General features: G+C 54.4%; 20 protein-coding genes. 1 reads left to right on the top strand and 19 read right to left on the bottom strand.

The features are described from left to right. Positions 1-25: 25 nt before the first annotated feature. The 18 genes from NWF35_RS02405 to prfA all read right to left on the bottom strand — a co-directional run bounded on the left by NWF35_RS02405 (position 26) and on the right by prfA (position 14,710). Positions 26-571, bottom strand: a complete 546-nt coding sequence (locus tag NWF35_RS02405; protein WP_301237496.1) for a F0F1 ATP synthase subunit delta — start codon at positions 569-571, stop codon at positions 26-28. Beyond that, complete coding sequence (gene atpF / locus NWF35_RS02410) at positions 568-1,056, bottom strand: F0F1 ATP synthase subunit B (protein ID WP_301237497.1); 489 nt, start codon at positions 1,054-1,056, stop codon at positions 568-570. The genes NWF35_RS02405 and atpF overlap by 4 nt, the downstream gene beginning before the upstream one ends. A 109-nt stretch (positions 1,057-1,165) precedes the next feature. After that, complete coding sequence (gene atpE, locus NWF35_RS02415; RefSeq protein WP_212773506.1) at positions 1,166-1,393, bottom strand: F0F1 ATP synthase subunit C; 228 nt, start codon at positions 1,391-1,393, stop codon at positions 1,166-1,168. A 92-nt stretch (positions 1,394-1,485) separates the two neighbouring features. Next, positions 1,486-2,211 carry a F0F1 ATP synthase subunit A gene (gene atpB / locus NWF35_RS02420; protein ID WP_301237498.1) on the bottom strand — a complete coding sequence of 242 codons (726 nt, stop codon included), beginning with the start codon at positions 2,209-2,211 and terminating at the stop codon, positions 1,486-1,488. A gap of 8 nt (positions 2,212-2,219) precedes the next feature. Then, positions 2,220-2,615: an ATP synthase subunit I gene (locus NWF35_RS02425; RefSeq protein WP_301237499.1), complete on the bottom strand. Its 396-nt coding sequence runs from the start codon at positions 2,613-2,615 to the stop codon at positions 2,220-2,222. A gap of 6 nt (positions 2,616-2,621) precedes the next feature. Then, positions 2,622-2,840 carry an AtpZ/AtpI family protein gene (locus tag NWF35_RS02430; protein WP_301237500.1) on the bottom strand — a complete coding sequence of 73 codons (219 nt, stop codon included), beginning with the start codon at positions 2,838-2,840 and terminating at the stop codon, positions 2,622-2,624. An 828-nt stretch (positions 2,841-3,668) separates the two neighbouring features. Beyond that, positions 3,669-4,298: a uracil phosphoribosyltransferase gene (gene upp / locus NWF35_RS02435; protein ID WP_301237501.1), complete on the bottom strand. Its 630-nt coding sequence runs from the start codon at positions 4,296-4,298 to the stop codon at positions 3,669-3,671. A 421-nt stretch (positions 4,299-4,719) separates the two neighbouring features. Continuing rightward, a complete protein-coding gene (gene glyA, locus NWF35_RS02440; protein ID WP_435873814.1) occupies positions 4,720-5,970 on the bottom strand; it encodes a serine hydroxymethyltransferase in 1,251 nt (416 codons plus the stop codon). Between the two features lie 113 nt (positions 5,971-6,083). Next, positions 6,084-6,641 carry a TIGR01440 family protein gene (locus NWF35_RS02445; RefSeq protein ID WP_301237502.1) on the bottom strand — a complete coding sequence of 186 codons (558 nt, stop codon included), beginning with the start codon at positions 6,639-6,641 and terminating at the stop codon, positions 6,084-6,086. A gap of 7 nt (positions 6,642-6,648) precedes the next feature. Next, the gene (gene rpiB / locus NWF35_RS02450) at positions 6,649-7,086 is read right to left on the bottom strand and encodes a ribose 5-phosphate isomerase B (protein ID WP_301237503.1); all 438 of its coding nucleotides are present in this window, start codon (positions 7,084-7,086) and stop codon (positions 6,649-6,651) included. 241 nt (positions 7,087-7,327) lie between these two features. Then, on the bottom strand, positions 7,328-7,939 hold the full coding sequence (locus tag NWF35_RS02455; RefSeq protein WP_301237504.1) for a low molecular weight protein arginine phosphatase: 612 nt from the start codon (positions 7,937-7,939) through the stop codon (positions 7,328-7,330). Positions 7,940-7,964: 25 nt separating this feature from the next. Next, positions 7,965-8,684, bottom strand: a complete 720-nt coding sequence (locus NWF35_RS02460) for a ZIP family metal transporter (protein WP_301237505.1) — start codon at positions 8,682-8,684, stop codon at positions 7,965-7,967. A 12-nt stretch (positions 8,685-8,696) separates the two neighbouring features. Beyond that, complete coding sequence (locus NWF35_RS02465; RefSeq protein ID WP_301237506.1) at positions 8,697-9,260, bottom strand: manganese efflux pump MntP; 564 nt, start codon at positions 9,258-9,260, stop codon at positions 8,697-8,699. 532 nt (positions 9,261-9,792) lie between these two features. Then, complete coding sequence (locus NWF35_RS02470) at positions 9,793-10,878, bottom strand: L-threonylcarbamoyladenylate synthase (protein WP_435873816.1); 1,086 nt, start codon at positions 10,876-10,878, stop codon at positions 9,793-9,795. A gap of 5 nt (positions 10,879-10,883) precedes the next feature. Beyond that, positions 10,884-11,369 carry a GNAT family N-acetyltransferase gene (locus tag NWF35_RS02475; protein WP_301237507.1) on the bottom strand — a complete coding sequence of 162 codons (486 nt, stop codon included), beginning with the start codon at positions 11,367-11,369 and terminating at the stop codon, positions 10,884-10,886. Between the two features lie 295 nt (positions 11,370-11,664). Further along, the gene (spoIIR, locus tag NWF35_RS02480; protein ID WP_301237509.1) at positions 11,665-12,381 is read right to left on the bottom strand and encodes a stage II sporulation protein R; all 717 of its coding nucleotides are present in this window, start codon (positions 12,379-12,381) and stop codon (positions 11,665-11,667) included. A gap of 65 nt (positions 12,382-12,446) precedes the next feature. Continuing rightward, positions 12,447-13,331, bottom strand: a complete 885-nt coding sequence (gene prmC / locus NWF35_RS02485) for a peptide chain release factor N(5)-glutamine methyltransferase (RefSeq protein ID WP_301237510.1) — start codon at positions 13,329-13,331, stop codon at positions 12,447-12,449. 311 nt (positions 13,332-13,642) lie between these two features. Then, a complete protein-coding gene (gene prfA / locus NWF35_RS02490; RefSeq protein WP_301237511.1) occupies positions 13,643-14,710 on the bottom strand; it encodes a peptide chain release factor 1 in 1,068 nt (355 codons plus the stop codon). 200 nt (positions 14,711-14,910) lie between these two features. Between prfA and NWF35_RS02495 the strand changes: the two genes are divergently transcribed. Then, the gene (locus tag NWF35_RS02495) at positions 14,911-15,954 is read left to right on the top strand and encodes a CPBP family intramembrane glutamic endopeptidase (protein WP_301237512.1); all 1,044 of its coding nucleotides are present in this window, start codon (positions 14,911-14,913) and stop codon (positions 15,952-15,954) included. 210 nt (positions 15,955-16,164) lie between these two features. Here NWF35_RS02495 and NWF35_RS02500 read toward each other — a convergent pair whose 3' ends face one another. After that, on the bottom strand, positions 16,165-16,641 hold the full coding sequence (locus tag NWF35_RS02500; RefSeq protein ID WP_301237513.1) for a hypothetical protein: 477 nt from the start codon (positions 16,639-16,641) through the stop codon (positions 16,165-16,167). Positions 16,642-16,710: the final 69 nt, after the last annotated feature.

A 16,710-nucleotide genomic window follows, 5' to 3' on the forward strand; every position in this document is an offset into this window, starting at 1 on the left:
ACCCCTATCTGTCCAAGTCCATTCTTCAACGCATACGGGCTCCGCTCAGCTGTTGCTGGAAACGGTCCAGTTTTGTCTTCAGGCTGCCGTCGTACAAGCGGTCGCCGACCCGTACGATCACCCCGCCCAAAATATCGGAATCCACCACGTTGGTGATGGAGAGCTCTTTCCCGATCAGTTCCTTGAAAAGGGCGATCAATCGTTTTTTATCTTTGACCGTCATCTTCCGCGGCGTCGTCACAATCGCATCCGCCACACCGCGCGATTCATTGGCCAACACGCGGTATTCCTCCGCGATTTTGCCGATCGCCGATTGCCGTCCCCGGTCGATCAAGAGGAAGAGAAGGTTCTTCGTCGGCTCGGACAGCTCGCTGAAGATGCGTTCCAGCAGCTCTTTTTTCGCTTCTTCCGCCACATACGGATGCGCCAGCCATTCACGAAATTCGCTGTTTTCTTCCAGCGTTTGGACCACGGTGAACAATTCCTGCTCCACCTGATCCAGCAACTGTTTCTCGCTGGCCACCTCGAACAAAGCGCGCGCGTATCGCTTGGCTACCACCGATTGACTCATTGCAGTTCGCCTACCTGTTGAAGATAGCGATCCACCAATTTGGATTGCTGTTTCGCATCAATTTCCTTCTCCATCACTTTGGAGGCCAAGAGTATGGCCAACTGACCGACCTGATCCCGCAATTCGGCCAGCGCTTTTTCCTTCTCGCGGGCAATTTCGTTGGTTGCTTCTTGAATCATCCGTTCCGCCCGCTCCTGGGCTTCCTTGATGATCGCTTCAGCTTCGCGTTCTTTCTGTACCTTGGCACGCTCCAACAGTTCACGTGCTTCTTTGCGCGCTTTTTCCAGTTCCTCGCGCTGCTGCGCGACCAGCCGTTCCGCTTCGGCGCGGTTTTTTTCCGCCGTGTCAATCTGTTCATCGATATATGCTTGGCGCTTTTCCATCACACCCATGACCGGGCGAAGCGCGAAGCGGATCAACAACCCCATCAATACGAGGAAGGCGACCAACTGGAACAGCATGGTACCCAACTCCAGCTTCAACACACCGAGTCACTCCCTTCAAACCGTGCTGAACGCCACCGGATGTGCGTATGAGTACAGCAATTTGGGCGGGGTAGAGGGCCCTACCCCGCCTTCATGTCGGAAGACCGCATTATTTACCCAAGATCCCGAAGAGAACCAACATACCGAAGGCAACGGAGATAATCGGCAACGCTTCGACGAACGCGATCCCGATGATCATTTGACCGAACAGGGTACCCCGCGCTTCCGGCTGACGAGCAATGCCTTCCAAATAACGTCCATATACCAAAGAGTTTCCGATCCCAGCGCCGACAGCGGCCAGACCCAACATGATAGCAGCAGCAATCGTGGTGGTCATAAGTAAATTCCTCCTTTGAATCTCTCGATAAAATTTTTCAAAATCTATTCGGATCAAACCGTTTTTAATCTGGCTTTAATCTCCATCGTGTATTAATGATCATGGGATACTTTTTGCCCGATGTAGACAATGGCCAAGACCGTGAACACATACGCTTGCACCGTGCCGACAAACAACGAATACGCCAACCACGGCAACAGCGGTAATGAACCAATCGCACCGGCCTTCACCATGATCAGGATCAACACTTCCCCCGCGAAAATGTTCCCCCACAAACGCAAGGCATGGGTCACCGGTTTCGCGATCTCGTCGATGATGTGCATCACCACCATCGGAGCGAACGGTTCAAAATAATGCTTCACATACCGCTTGGCTCCCGAGCGGATCCCCATATAATGGGCGAACAACGTGATGGTGACCGCCATGACAACCGGGATGTTGATATCCGCAGTAGGCGATTTCCACCAGGCATAATGCTTTCCTTCCTCGATCCCAAGTGCCGGAATAGCGTGATGCGCTTCCGTACTGATGTTGAGGATCAGGCCCAGCTGGTTGGCCACAAACATAAACAAAAAGAGCGTAAAGGCGAACCCCACATATTTCTCCGCCGTCTTCTGATCTAAACCGGTGCGGGCGACGCCACGAACGAATTCGATGAGCATTTCCACGAAGTTCTGCATTTTCGTCGGGCGGATGTCTCGTCCACGCGTGCCCCATACCGCGATCAGAAAGACCACGACGCAAGTGACGACAGTGGCAATCATCACAGCCACATCAAACGTGAGGCCAAAAAGGTGAATCTTCGGCGTAAGCTCCATCCCATCTCTCACCTCTTTTCTCTGGAAAATTGGCGCTGAGTGTGCCGCAATCCCACGGCGATGAGGAGAATATAAGGAACCGGTAACCCCAGCAGGACGGACCGGTAATCGATCCACTCGGGAAACCGGACAGCCAGCAACATTGGAAACGCCGCCATCAAAAACCGGTTGGCCAATCCCGTGTTGACGCGCCGCTTACCAGACACGGCGGACATGGGCTGTTCATCCATGAGGCGAAGTTTGCGGATCAGGTAGAGAGCATTGTACAAACCGGCCACCCCGCCCATAAAAAAGCCCGCTAAAAACGACTTCCACGGCGTCACCCACCACAAGAGAAAAACGAGAGCTAAAAAGATAGAGGTGAGAATGGCCGTTTGACGGCGGTAGAGGTCTTGCACGCCCATTTGGAGTCATTCCCTTAGTAAAGCCTTGATGGTATAGACAGCACTGGCGATACCCAATACAAGGCCCAACATCACACCGGTTATCAAGAGGACAGGTTGGGTGTGCCAGCGGGTGTCTAACATGCGCCCCAACCAACCACCCCCGAGCATCATCAGAACTACTTCCATGCCGATCGTGCCGATCAGTCCAATCATTTGCCAGGGGTTATCTGTGCTTTTTTTCACAAAATCCCCCTCCGCTTACAGTCTCTCCGGGGGAGAATTGTGACAGAATGTAACTTGCCAAAATCTCAGTGGGTATTGTTTTTCTCAGAACGGTCACAATGTTCCCCGTATATACTATCGAAGCTCAACAACCGTTGTCAACGCTTTCGCGGACGCATTTTTGAACAAAAAGTCACATTTTGATCAACTGATCCAAACGCTGGCGGCGGTTGTTTCTGCAGGGTGGAATGGTAAAGAATCCCTTTCACTATCCACTCCATCAGTTCCCCCGTGAACAGCACCCTCTTTTTTCCTATCAGTTTGCCCAATATGGGATGTCGATAGTCTAGGAAACCGTCGGTGTGAGCACGTCCACTCGACTTTGAACCGGGAAGCGCGGGGAGCAAACAATGTATGCTTTGCCGCTCTTTCCCGGTTCTTCGCTCAATAGGGCTTAGGTACTGGCTCGTCAGGAAAACGGTTCAGCCTGATACATGACCAGATGCGCTAGACGCTGTCTCCCATCTTCTCTCCGTGTCCTTGTGATGCCGTTTGGCCAGAAGGCGGTTTTGAGGGCTTATTTCAAAAACCGCGTTTTGCAATTGTTTTTCTGGCTCACTCCGCCAGTCGCCCTGCAAGGAGGCAACAAATGTCCGCTTCGAAACGGGCCACGGGAACGGGAAAAACTCGCTATTGCTCAAACATCTCATCCGCGTTTCTCCTCGTGGTCCGTTCCTCCGCTTTGCGGCTCCTAAGGGTGGCTCACCCGGAAAAACTCGCCCCTGCATAATCACTCTTTTTGAAATGGCTTCTACTTACCATCCGTTTGTCAACTGCGTTGTCGATCTTTCATTTCGTACCAAACAAACGGTCACCTGCATCTCCCAAGCCGGGGACGATATAGCTTTTCTCATTCAGCTTCTCATCCACCGCCGCGACATAGATGTCCACATCATCATGCTCGCTTTGAACGCGTTCGATCCCTTCCGGCGCGGCGATCAAACACATCAATTTCATATTGCGTGCGCCCATTTCTTTCAAGATGCGCAGAGCCGCAGCAGCAGAACCACCTGTGGCCAACATCGGGTCAATTACGATCAGATCGCGCTCCCCGATGTCCGACGGCATTTTGGAGTAGTACTGGACCGGCTCCAGGGTTTCCGGATCACGGTACAAACCCAGATGCCCTACTTTCGCCGTCGGGATCAGACGCAAAATGCCGTCCACCATACCCAAACCGGCCCGCAGAATTGGCACCAATCCCAGTTTTTTGCCAGAAAGCACCTTGCACTTGGCCGGCGCTACCGGTGTTTCCACGGTCACTTCCTCCAACGGCATGTCCCGTGTAATCTCATAAGCCATCAGCGTTGACACTTCTTCCACCAGTTCACGAAACTCTTTCGTGCCCGTTCGCTTGTCACGTATATAGGTCAATTTGTGTTGAATCAACGGATGATCAAACACATAAACATGTCCCATGATCGTTCACTCCCCTTCGGATTCCTTCCACATTGTACAAGTCTTCCGGACCGTTTGTCCATTCGACAGTGGGTGGGAATCTTCCCAAAAAAAGCCTGCCGCATTATACGGCAGGGAGACCGCTGGCAAACTGGTCGAGCTTGTATTTAATGAGTTGGTCCGCTCGCTTTCCCGGATCGCTCCACCTGCGCCCTGCAGGGAAGCTCGTTTTTTGCCGCTCCGAACAGGAGAGCGCAGGATGGAGCAGAAAATTGAACGCGAATGAATTCCTGCGCTTTCCGAATCGAAGCCTGGCAGGGCTTGTGCGTTTTGATCGATTTGCCCGACACAGAGACGGGAAATCGGCACCTCGTGAACGTTGTCAACACCCTGACTGCCACATCATACGGCATGTCTCTCTTGACAAAATTCGGTATGGGGTTTACGCCTTCAAGTCCGGATACAACGGGAACTTTTCGGTCAATCGGGCCACACGTTGACGCGCTTGTTCTTGTGCTTGGGCGTCATCCGGATTTTTCAGGACCAACGACATGATGTCGGCGATTTCTTCCATCGCTTCCTCATCCATTCCCCGTGTCGTTACCGCCGGTGTACCGATCCGGATACCGCTGGTGACAAACGGACTCTCCGGGTCGAAGGGAATAGCGTTTTTGTTGACGGTGATCCCCACTTCATCCAAGAGGTGTTCCGCCTGTTTCCCGGTCAGTTTTAAGTTGCGGACATCGATCAGGATCAAGTGGTTGTCCGTACCGCCGGAAATCAGTTGGAATCCGCGTTCGATCAGCGCTTGCGCCAAACGGGACGCATTGTTGACAACCCTGGCCGAGTAGTCTTTGAACGAATCGGAAAGTGCCTCGGCAAAAGCCACCGCCTTGGCCGCGATCACATGCATCAACGGACCACCTTGAATGCCGGGGAAGATCGACTTATCAATCTGTTTGGCGTATTTCTCCTTGCACAAAATCATACCGCCACGGGGGCCGCGCAACGTTTTGTGTGTGGTGGTCGTGACGAAATCGGCATAGGGAACCGGGTTGGGATGATGTCCTGTCGCCACCAAACCAGCGATGTGCGCCATATCGACCATCAACAGGCAACCTGCTTCATCGGCGATCTCCCGCAGCTTGGCGAAGTCGATCGTCCGCGGATAGGCACTGGCGCCGGCGACGAGCAATTTCGGTTTGTGTTCGAGAGCCAAGCGACGCACTTCTTCATAATCGATCCGATGCGTTTCGGGATCGACACCATAGGCAACAAACTTGTACAATTTCCCGGAAAAGTTGACCGGACTGCCGTGGGTCAAATGTCCGCCGTGGGCCAGGTTCATCCCCAATACTGTATCACCGGGTTCCAACACGGAGAAATAGACAGCCATATTGGCTTGCGCACCCGAGTGCGGTTGCACGTTGGCATGTTCTGCACCGAACAGCTTTTTCGCCCGCTCACGGGCCAGGTCTTCCACGATGTCCACATATTCGCAACCGCCGTAGTACCGCTTTCCGGGATACCCTTCGGCGTATTTGTTGGTAAGCACGGTTCCCAACGCTTCCAGCACCGCACTGCTGACAAAGTTTTCAGACGCAATCAGTTCAATTTTTCCTTGTTGACGGGCCAACTCGCTTGCGATGGCTTCCGCCGTTTCCGGATCTGTTTGCCGAATGTGTTCCAGCACCGAATTCTCCTCCTTTTTCGCGTGGCCATTCGTTCACTATCTTATCATGTCCGGCACTTCCGACAAAGTGGAAATAGAAAGCTTGTCCCCATTTGATCACGGTATGGTCATGGTTACAAAGTATAAACCGCACGGGCACCGCCAATCAATTTGGGGCGTGTTTTGGCCATCGTCACATGTGCTTCCCCGATCTGCCGACAACTGGGACGCACCGGTACTGCTACCGGCTTCAAGTGCATGCCGATCAATGTGTCACCGATGTCGATCCCGGCATCGGCACGCACACTTTCCACTATGACAGCTTCATCCAGATGGCGGTAGGCATACGCAGCCATCGCACCGCCCGCTTTCGGTACGGGAACGACCGTCACCTCTTCCAATTGAAACCGCTCCATGGTTTCCCTGCGAACCACCAAGGCCCGGTTGAGGTGCTCACAACATTGGAATGCAAGATGAAAGCCGTACTTCTGTTGCGCTTCCATCAATTCTTGGAAGATGGCCTGAGCTACTTCGTCATTCCCCGCGGTACCGATCCGCTTTCCGATCACCTCGCTGGTACTGACACCTACCACCAACAGATGACGTTCATCTAACGGCTTTTCGTCTACCAATTCATCTACCAACCGCACGACCTGCCCGGGAGTGAAGAGATCCGGTTTGGCCTCACTCATGTCCCACTCACTCCTCCAACGCTCCGATCTTTTCTACCCGGCGTTGATGGCGTCCCCCCGCGAATTCCGTCTCCAGGAACACCTCCACGATCTCCCGTGCCAGCCCGGGGCCGACGACTCGCTCACCGATTGCCAACACATTGGCGTCATTGTGCTCCCGACTCATCCGAGCGGAAAAAGTGTCGCTCACCACAGCGCAGCGAACACCCTTCACCTTGTTTGCCGCGATCGACATTCCGATTCCCGTCCCGCAGACGAGGATGCCCCGATCGAATTCCCCTTTGGCTACCCGTTCGGCCACCGGCTGCGCGTAGTCGGGATAATCGACGGAATCCGGACAATCACATCCCACATCTTCGAAGGCGATCCCCTTTTCTTGCAACCATTGCTTAATTTCTTCCTTCAAACGGTAACCGCCATGATCCGAACCGATAATCACACGCATTCGACCGCCTCCTGTTATTCATCCTCTACGATCATAGTATACCCGGTTGCTGCTCTGCGAGGTAGGGCGACCTTTCCTGGGAAATATTCTCGCTCGCCCCGCTTCCGTTACATGAAATGCGGGAGCTGCCTTCCCACCGCTTATGCGACGGTTGGAAAACGGCTCCCGCATTGCATCCGGCTTTGTGAACTCTCTCTTTACGGTTTACGGGAATCCGCGTCAGCGAACAACTTCAGCCCCGCTACGTCGTCTCTCCTCGCAGACGGTCAATCAACCGTTTCAGCAGTCCTTCCAATTCTTCGGCGCACTGCTCATACACTTCCACCGATCCTCCGAACGGATCAGCCACATCTAAGTCACCCAACCGCTCCTGCAATTGGGTCAGTAACTGCTCCTCTCGCTTCCGCAGGGAACGCAATGCATCGTCATCAGACTTTTTCTGTCCCAATGCCTCCTTGGTGGCCAGTTCCGCCCGTACCCCGTCCAACTCCCGGATCAACGCTTCCGTATCTCCGTCAGACAGCACATATTCTTTCAGTGTATACGCCTTGCCGACAGTCTGGGGATAGTAAGCGGTCAACATTTGCTTGTGTCCCATGGTCATGGTCAGGATCAAATCAGCCCACTCCACCAGTTCAGGTTGAAGCGAGCGCGACCGGTGATCATGATCAATGCCTTTTTGCTTCAATACCTCAACGGCATGACGGGAAGCTGACATCCCTTCCATCGCGGACACGCCGGCGGAACGCACCTCCACTTCCAAACCCGCTTCCTGTGCCAACCGGCGAAACAGGGCTTCAGCCATCGGACTGCGACAGGTATTTCCCGTACAAACGAACAAGATGCGTTTCACCCGTTCACCCCCTGTCTTCCCATTATCAATGAATGACGTGGATCGTATACATCAAAAACATACCACAGATTGCCCCGCCCAATGCCCACTTGCGATCCAATATCCATGCCCGGGGTGCCACTTCACGCACCATCATCCCCATCATCACCGTAATTGCCAGCATGAGCCCCACCGCAATCACATTCGGGGCGTCTCGCCACCATCCTGTTCCCATCCAGGTTCCGACCGGCAGAGCACCACCGGCAAGGAGACTGTAAGCCAGCACCATCATGCGTGGGCGACGTGCCGCCATCATCGGCAAAGCCATGCCAATGCCCTCGGGTACATTGTGCAGTGTCAGTGCGATCACTAGGGCGATTCCCGTTTCCGTATGAAGATCAAACCCGACTCCGATGGCAGCTCCCTCAGGAATGTTGTGTAAAATGACAGCGACAGCCATCACATTGCCGACCCGCCTCATTCCATCCTCGGATGACTCGAAAGACGTCGGTGAACTGTGGCGATGAAACAGCAACATCCACAGCAAGCCCAATGAACTTCCCATCATAATATGAGGCCAAGAGCCCCAGTTCCACACCAACGGAAACAGGTGCAACAACGCCACAAATGTCAATGCACCAGCGGACAATCCCAATGCCGCTGCCAATCCGCGCTCGGAAAACGGCTTCTCCCTCCCGATCACCATGGCTGCACCCGCCACCGTCGTCAAACCGGAGCACATGCTGAAAAACAGCGCCTCATTCATCCCGAGCGCCCCTCACCATAGGAAATGCACACCCAGATACAACAGGATCGCTCCGCCGAAAATTTCGCCGTATTCCCCAATCCAAGCGCCAGCCCGACGACCTGCCGCCATGCCCAAAATGCCCAGGGTTCCGCCCGATACACCGGACAACAGCGCCGCTCCGATCACGTTGCTGTGAAACAACCCCAACGACAACCCAGCTGAAAGTGAATCCAGACTGACGCTCAACGCAAACAGCATCATACCCCAAAAAGAATTGTGATGCAGCACCGTACACTCGTCCGATCCCCGGAATCCCTGCACCAGCATGTTGACACCGAGAAAACACAACAGACCACCGCCTACCATCGCGGCGAGATTCCCGACAAGGACACTGACATATCGCCCCAGCCACATCCCAAATAAAGGGAGTAACACGTGAAACATTCCGATGATACCACTGATCTTGAGTGCCCTAGAACGGCGGATTCCCCTCAATCCCAATCCCACACCGAGGGAGAACGCATCCATGCCCAATGCGACGGCAATCAAAACCAAGGTCATCCATTGTCCCCATTGCGGCAAGGAAAGACTCACGTCATCTCCTCCCCCGTGCCTGTCCCGCTAGTCTTCACATGGATATGCGGTTCAAACCGGAAAAAGAACAAAGGCAGGGGGCTTGCATTTTCCCGTACAAAGAAAAAAAGACGGGAATGCGATCCCGTGAGACTGCTGACAATGGTCGAGAGGTTGGTTCTGATGAGTCGGTCCGTTCACATTCCCGGCGCTCAACTTACATGCAAAGAAGCTATATCTAGGCCGCTTGAGTTTGGGGAACGCAGGATGCGGGCAAAGTACGCTTCCGAATGGAAATGGCCCGCGAATGATTCCTGCGCTTTTCGAATCGAAGCTGAGTAGGGCTTGATCAGCCGCTCTCCTGGCTACATTGCATCCTTGCTCCGTAGCAACAGCAAAAGTTACTCGATAGGAAACCGAACCCGCTACCCTAATAGAGGGTGGCCGTATTTCCGCGAACGACCTTTGAACGCAGCCATTTAGAAGCGAGAGGGAAAACAGTGCACCCGGAAAGTAATCAAACACTTTGTCAGCGGTCTGGCTGGGAATCCCCTCAGCTTGACTCTGACTCCTCCGCATGGATGATACGCCCTTCTGCCGCTTTCTGCAGGCGGTTCATCACCGTAAACCAGATCCCGTCTATGGGGAAGGATTCCGCCAAAATATAATCAGCTCCCAATTCGTCAAACCGACGCAAGGCGGCGTACAAACCACGGGCCACGCTTTCGGGTTCGGACCGCCTGCCGCAGGAGATCACCCAATCCGCTTCGTAGCGCATCAATCGCTCATCCGTGGTCAAAATACCGACACGGCGCCCCTGTGCGGTGGCATCATCAGCTAACCGCTGAATGGTGCGCATCATATCGTCTTCCGCTCCTGCTACCAACCACATCTCGCCGTTCGGGGCATAGTGGCGGTATTTCATGCCCGGCGACCGGGGGCGCTGCGCTTCCGCGTGCAGCCCGGAATCTATCCGCACCTCACCAACGGCGTCCTTCAGCGCTTCCAATGTAATGCCACCCGGACGAAGTAAGATCGGAATCTTCTCCGTCACATCGACAACGGTGGATTCCACTCCGACACCCGCCGGGCCGCCATCGAGCAGCCCGTCAATCTTTCCTGCGAGATCCTCCCATACATGCTCAGCCTCCGTCGGGCTGGGGCGTCCGGATCGATTGGCGCTGGGTGCTGCCACCGGAACCCCCGCCTCCTGGAGCAAAGCGAGGGCTACCGGGTGGGAGGGCATTCGCACCCCGACAGTATCCAGCCCGGCAGTCACCGAAGGAGCAACCGTGCCCCGGTGCGGAAGAATCAAGGTCAACGGACCGGGCCAAAACCGCTCGATCAACACCCGGCCTGTCTCCGGCAAAGTGGAAACCAGCTCATCCAACTGTTCCCGTTTGCCGATATGCACGATCAGCGGGTTGTCACTCGGCCGGCCTTTTGCCTGGAAGATTTTCTTGACCGCTTCATCGGACCGGGCATCTGCACCCAATCCGTACACGGTTTCCGTAGGGAATGCGACCAATTTCCCCTCCTGCAACATGCTGGCCGCTTCTCGAATGCCGATCTCCCGTTTCAACCCATCCACCGAAGCGTGCGGTTGTTCAATGATCCATCTTCTGGTTTCTACTCGCACTGCCGTCACCCTTTTTTGTCCATTTCCCCTTTCATGATATCATACTCCCCCATGTCCAGCCGCATCAATGTTCCCGCATTGGCGCGTATCTGCCGGACATGATCGGATTCCCGCATCTCCCTGGGTGCCTTGTCCCATTCGACAGGTTGAAATCCCAACGCCAAAAACAGCGGATGAACAGACTTGGACAGTAAAAACAAATCTAGCAATTGCAACCGTTTGGCCAATGCCATCGCCGCCCCGAACATGGAAATGCCCAGATCAGGATTCCACGCTTGCCGTTCGACCACGAATGAGCGCAACAAACCGGATCGCCCATACACTTCCATGCCCAACGTACCCGCCAGTCTCTCTTTTTCGGGGGCATTTGGACGTTCCGCCACCAAAAAGCGTTGTACATGCTCGTCCACACCGCCCGCATACAAACCCGCCCCTTCCAGCATTTCTACGATGGCAGGGAGGTCCCCCGTCCGCGCCAATCGCACGCGCATAAATCCACCCTCTCCTTTTCCCGTGAATCTATCACTGGAAATCTATGCACGCCAAAGAAACAATAGAACCCCGTTCCGATTGGAACGGGGTGAGAGACTCACGATGTGCAGTCTGCCGCTGAATTTCCCTCTTTCCTGTTTCTCTTCACTCACCTTTACTCCACTCTGCCCATTGCCGCACAAAACCCAAGGTATGGGTAAGCCTTTTCGTTACAGATGAAGCCTCCTGACAGCCCAAGCCGACCAAAGAAAAGGATCTGGTGTTTTCGTCTTGTGAAGTGTCAAAACCTCCATCTCACTGATCCGCATCCCATAATCCGGAGAAAAAATCCTTCAGCGAATCCCACAGGAAGGAACGCACCTGTACTGGCTTTTCCTCGGACTGGGAGGATTCCTGTGCCGGAGCGGCCAAAACTTCATTCGTCCCCATCGCCGAGAGCCGCTGCTCCTTGGTTTGGGGGACGGCATCCCCATTGCTCATGTCGACGAAACACAATGGCGGAAACAGGACACACCACCAATTATCTCCTTGACCCTTTCCGATGGTGATGCGCAACGCTTCGTAATAACCGGCAGGATATACCTGATCACCGTACAGTTTGGTCGGAAACGGAACCAGACCGAAATCGACTTTCACCGGGTAGGTATACCCGTGTTGTCGAACGGTTCGTTCCGCGATCGTATGGAACAACGGCAGGCGTGAACGAATGGCCTGACGTGCCTCCACGATATTTCGCGGCCGCTGTGCCCATGTCCCGATCTCGGCGATCACGGCATCGCGCACCTGTCGCTTCAGCCACTGATCTTGCGCACTGTTGCTGTTGGCCAAAATACGCAACCGAATTGCCTGTTTGGGGATTACAGGTTTCTTCTCCCCTTGCTGGGGCGGTGTCGACTGAGCCGCAACACTAATCACCGCACTATCCGATACTTTGTCTTCCATCCAAAGCCAACCCCATGTGCAGAAGACAATGATCGCCAATATCCATCCATAAGTTCGTAATAAAGGCATGACTGCCGACCTCCTCCTCATTCTCACCCACCAGTATGGACAGGCTGAGGGGGATTTAATCGCCGTCATGCCGGATTTTTTCGGATGTTCGCACACACGACCCGCGGAATCCCCGTCAAGTCGTTCGTCACATCCACCCGCACATCCATTGGTAATTGTTGAAGCATCGCGGAAACCGCGTCACTTTGACCCGCTCCCACTTCAAATGCAACCAAAGCCGGATTATCCAACACACCGGGCAACTGCCCGATGATGCGTCGATACACCTCCAACCCGTCGGCACCGCCGTCCAAAGCCAAGACTGGTTCAAAATCACGCACTCGCTTTTCCAGTGTTGGAATCACATCGCGGGGGATGTACGGGGGATTGGAAACGATCAACTGGGCACGCTTTCCTGTTGTGGCCAGCGGCGCCAGTAAATCCCCCTGCCGCCACACAATCCGATTTCTGACCCCGTGGCGTTCCGCATTGGCTTGTGCGGTGGCAAGGGCTTCGGGAGAAAGGTCGATGGCCCATACTTCCCAATGCGGACGCTCGCACGCCAATGTGACGGCGATGGCGCCACTGCCCGTTCCGATATCAACCACACGAATGGGGTGGCGTCCAAAAATCCGATCCGCCTCCACCAATACCCGTTCCACCAGGACTTCCGTCTCTGGTCGGGGAATCAACACCGAAGGGTCGACGCAAAACGAGCGACCAAAAAACGACTGCTCACCGATCAGATATTGCAGTGGTTCCCCTGACGCAGCGCGCATCACCCACGTTTGGAAACGATCAGCCGCTTCCTCCGGCAAGGGTTCGTCCAACTGGGTGAAAAAACGAGTACGGTCCCAACCCAATGCGCTCCGCAGCAGCAATTCGGATTCGAACCACGCTGACTCCCCATGTTCTCCCAGATGTTCCGCCGCCCATCGGTAAGCCTCTTTCACGCTAGAAAAAGTAGACATCAATGTTCCACCTTCTCTTCCAAAACGTCCGGAAACAACACTCGCGATCTCGGGTGTACTGTTTACCCTCTTGCTCCTATTTCAACAAGCGTCGCTCGTGGGAAATAGGTCGGTTTTCCCGTCGAGTGCAGAACTTAAGGCGGCGAATCAGAAGCTCCCGGTCTTGGTCATCGTCCCAAGGGGGTGATATGAGATCGGACAATTCCGATACCGCCTTGAGACGTGGGCGCACAACGCGAAAACTCCGGGAAATGGGGCTGAATTCCCAGGCTATTCCCGTTTCTCGACACGTCGTATATCTACAGGAGGTCTCATTCCGCCTTTTTCAACAGCTCCGCCTGTTCATGCAGCGTCAATGCATCGATGATCTCGTCCAGTTCGCCATCCAGCACCTGATCCAATTTGTGCAGTGTGAGACCGATCCGGTGGTCGGTCACACGACTTTGCGGGAAGTTGTATGTCCGGATCCGTTCGCTCCGATCACCCGTACCCACTTGGCTCTTCCGGGCATCAGCCAGTTTGGCATGCTCCTCTTGCCGCATTTTGTCCAGCAAACGGGCCCGCAACACGCGCATCGCCTTTTCCCGGTTTTTGATTTGGGACTTCTCGTCTTGGCATGAGACGACAATACCGGTCGGCAAGTGAGTGATGCGCACCGCCGATTTGGTCGTGTTTACGCTTTGTCCGCCCGGCCCACTGGAGCAGAAGGTGTCGATGCGGATATCTTTTTCGTGAATCTCCACTTCCACTTCTTCCGCCTCGGGTAATACCGCCACCGTCGCAGTCGACGTGTGGATGCGACCGCCCGACTCCGTCTCCGGTACCCGCTGAACCCGATGCGCACCGCTTTCATACTTGAGCCGGCTGTATGCACCATGTCCCTGGACGGAAAAGATGACCTCCTTAAACCCGCCCAATCCGGTGGGATTCGCATCCAGCACTTCAGTCTTCCACCCTTGGCGTTCGGCGTACCGGGTGTACATCCGAAACAAATCGGCCGCAAACAATGCCGCCTCTTCGCCGCCGGCCGCTCCGCGGATTTCGACGATCACGTTTTTCTCATCATTGGGATCCTTGGGCAACAGCAGAATGCGCAAGCGCTCTTCCAGCTGTTCCTTGCGGTCGCTCAGTTCGTCAATTTCCGCCTTGACCAGTTCGTACATCTCGTCGTCCAGTTTTTCCTGCAACATGGCCCGGGCATCGCCCAGTTGTTCGATTACCTGCTTGTATTCGTTATAAGCCTGATATTTCTCTTCCAAGTCGGCTTGCTCCTTGGAATATTTTCGCAACAACTCAGGATTATTGATCACCCGGGGATCGCAGAGCAATTGGCTCAGCTCTTCGTAACGCTCCCGGATGGATTCCAATCGGTCCAACACGGATACTTCACTCCTAATCCGAAAGGAAATGCCAAGATCAGATCTCGTATCACTTTATAATATCATACCGATTCATCCAACGGAATGGACAACCATGATACCGGAGATCGAACCACCCTTTTCTGTATCGCATAAACGTTTGTTGGTAAAATAAAGTGGAAACTGATGAATAGCACCTCATTCAAAGAAAGGGTGAAACAGTGGAAATCATCGTTCTCTTGCTGCTATTTCTGCCCCTCTTCATCATCATGTGGTTTGCCAACCGGGCAGACCGGTACCGTTTGTCCGATTCAAACGGCACAGGGACGGTGTGGGCCGTTTTCTGTTATCTTTCGCTCGTTCTGCTGCATTTGTTGGTTTTGGGGATGGTAAGCCTGCTGAGCTTGTTGACTTCCCTCGCCGCTTCCACTCCGATTCCGGCTGGCATGCCGGGCCCCCGCATCGATACAGCCATGTTGGAAGGGTTGAACCGAGTTGAAGTGGTTGTGATGGTAACGACACTGGCTGGTCTTATCGTATTACTGCCGTTCGTCCGCCGTCTGATTACCCGCCTCATTCCCATCGATTCGTCCAGTCGGGTTCATACGGCAGCCTTGTCGTTGTCGGCACTGATCTTTGCCTATTTAATGGCAACAGTGGCAATCGGCCTGGACAACATCGCCAAGTGGAACGAAGCCGCGCCTCGCTCAACCGCCGGTACCGTCTCTTCCATCTGGGTACAGGATATCCTGTTGGCCTTGCTCGCTTTGGTCGGTGTAGGCTGGTGGACACGCCGCCGATTCGGTGACGCATTGCAACGTCTCGGCATTGTCAAGCCCAGTATGCGCCAATTGGGATTGGGCGTTGGCATCGGTTTGGTGATGGTGGTCGTCGCCCAAGTCGTGGAACAATTACTATATGCAGTCGGTATCCCCGTCGATCCGCACGTGGAAAAAGTGACTGAGCAAGTCATCGGGCCGCTGTTCTCCTCGATTCCAGGCATCCTCACCCTGGGATTGGCGGCCGCATTGGGGGAAGAAAGCGTCTTCCGTGGCGCCTTGCAACCACGGTTCGGGATTTTTTTCACTTCCGTTCTGTTCTCGTTTATCCACAGCAATTACGGTCTGTCCATCTCTACGCTGATCGTGTTCCTTCTCGGTCTGGTGTTGGGATGGATTCGACGTCGGTACAATACCGTCACGTCGATGGCCGTACACGCGACGTACAACATCACTTTAGGTGTATTGACACAATTTCTGCGTTGAACAACAAAGGACCGGTAATCCGGTCCTTTGAGACTGCATATCAAGTTCCGTAAACAGCCGTCTCCCTCCCCCGATCCGCGTCCGTACGTCAAGGTAGTAAAAACACAGGGTTCTTGAATCGGGAGCGCAGGCGCGGGCAAAGCACGCTTTGCTTTATCCATTCCGGCGCTTTTCGCCCAATCGGGAGATGGCCTTCGTTTACCTGGACACTCACTGCCGAAACGGATTGAGCCACTCCAACCAGCCACTTCGCCAACGCACGTGGATGTGATAACGAGGCATGGCCACCGTCAGGCGGCGGTACACCTCCTGTTTGACGGCCGTCATCTCGGCTGCGGTTAAGCCGGGTTCGGGCATGATGGAGACTTGTGCGTTGCCCCCCAACACCTCCACCCTGGCGTCACGAACTCCCCTCACCTGCTTGGCCATCCGAGCCATACGATGCATATCGCCCGTCACTGTATGCGTGTACCAGTCTCCTACCCGCAGATTGGGATTGGCGTTGGTGATGCCCATATAACCGTCGTCCCGGTTGAAGCGATGAAACTCATTTCGGTCCGTAGCCCGCTCATAGCGAATATGACCCGACCCGTTCTTCGCCGTGCCTTCGCGATTGGCGGGCCCACATGAAGTGCATACCAAACTGAGCGCGACCAAAGTCCCGATCCACCATCCTATCCGTCGCATTCATACCCACCTCCTGGGGGTAGTGTGCGCAATGCGACGGAAAATTAGTGGCCACAGCAAAGTGGACGG

This window comes from Polycladomyces subterraneus (assembly GCF_030433435.1).
GTDB lineage: Bacteria > Bacillota > Bacilli > Thermoactinomycetales > JIR-001 > Polycladomyces > Polycladomyces subterraneus.

Excerpts from the sequence above, each read along its gene's own strand:
- NWF35_RS02405 (WP_301237496.1), bottom strand. The coding sequence starts at position 571 with ATGAGTCAATCGGTGGTAGCCAAGCGATACGCGCGCGCTTTGTTCGAG.
- atpE (WP_212773506.1), bottom strand. The coding sequence starts at position 1,393 with ATGACCACCACGATTGCTGCTGCTATCATGTTGGGTCTGGCCGCTGTC.
- atpB (WP_301237498.1), bottom strand. The coding sequence starts at position 2,211 with ATGGAGCTTACGCCGAAGATTCACCTTTTTGGCCTCACGTTTGATGTG.
- NWF35_RS02425 (WP_301237499.1), bottom strand. The coding sequence starts at position 2,615 with ATGGGCGTGCAAGACCTCTACCGCCGTCAAACGGCCATTCTCACCTCT.
- upp (WP_301237501.1), bottom strand. The coding sequence starts at position 4,298 with ATGGGACATGTTTATGTGTTTGATCATCCGTTGATTCAACACAAATTG.
- NWF35_RS02445 (WP_301237502.1), bottom strand. The coding sequence starts at position 6,641 with ATGAGTGAGGCCAAACCGGATCTCTTCACTCCCGGGCAGGTCGTGCGG.
- rpiB (WP_301237503.1), bottom strand. The coding sequence starts at position 7,086 with ATGCGTGTGATTATCGGTTCGGATCATGGCGGTTACCGTTTGAAGGAA.
- NWF35_RS02460 (WP_301237505.1), bottom strand. The coding sequence starts at position 8,684 with ATGAATGAGGCGCTGTTTTTCAGCATGTGCTCCGGTTTGACGACGGTG.
- NWF35_RS02475 (WP_301237507.1), bottom strand. The coding sequence starts at position 11,369 with ATGCGCGTGCGATTGGCGCGGACGGGGGACCTCCCTGCCATCGTAGAA.
- spoIIR (WP_301237509.1), bottom strand. The coding sequence starts at position 12,381 with ATGCCTTTATTACGAACTTATGGATGGATATTGGCGATCATTGTCTTC.
- prmC (WP_301237510.1), bottom strand. The coding sequence starts at position 13,331 with ATGTCTACTTTTTCTAGCGTGAAAGAGGCTTACCGATGGGCGGCGGAA.
- NWF35_RS02500 (WP_301237513.1), bottom strand. The coding sequence starts at position 16,641 with ATGCGACGGATAGGATGGTGGATCGGGACTTTGGTCGCGCTCAGTTTG.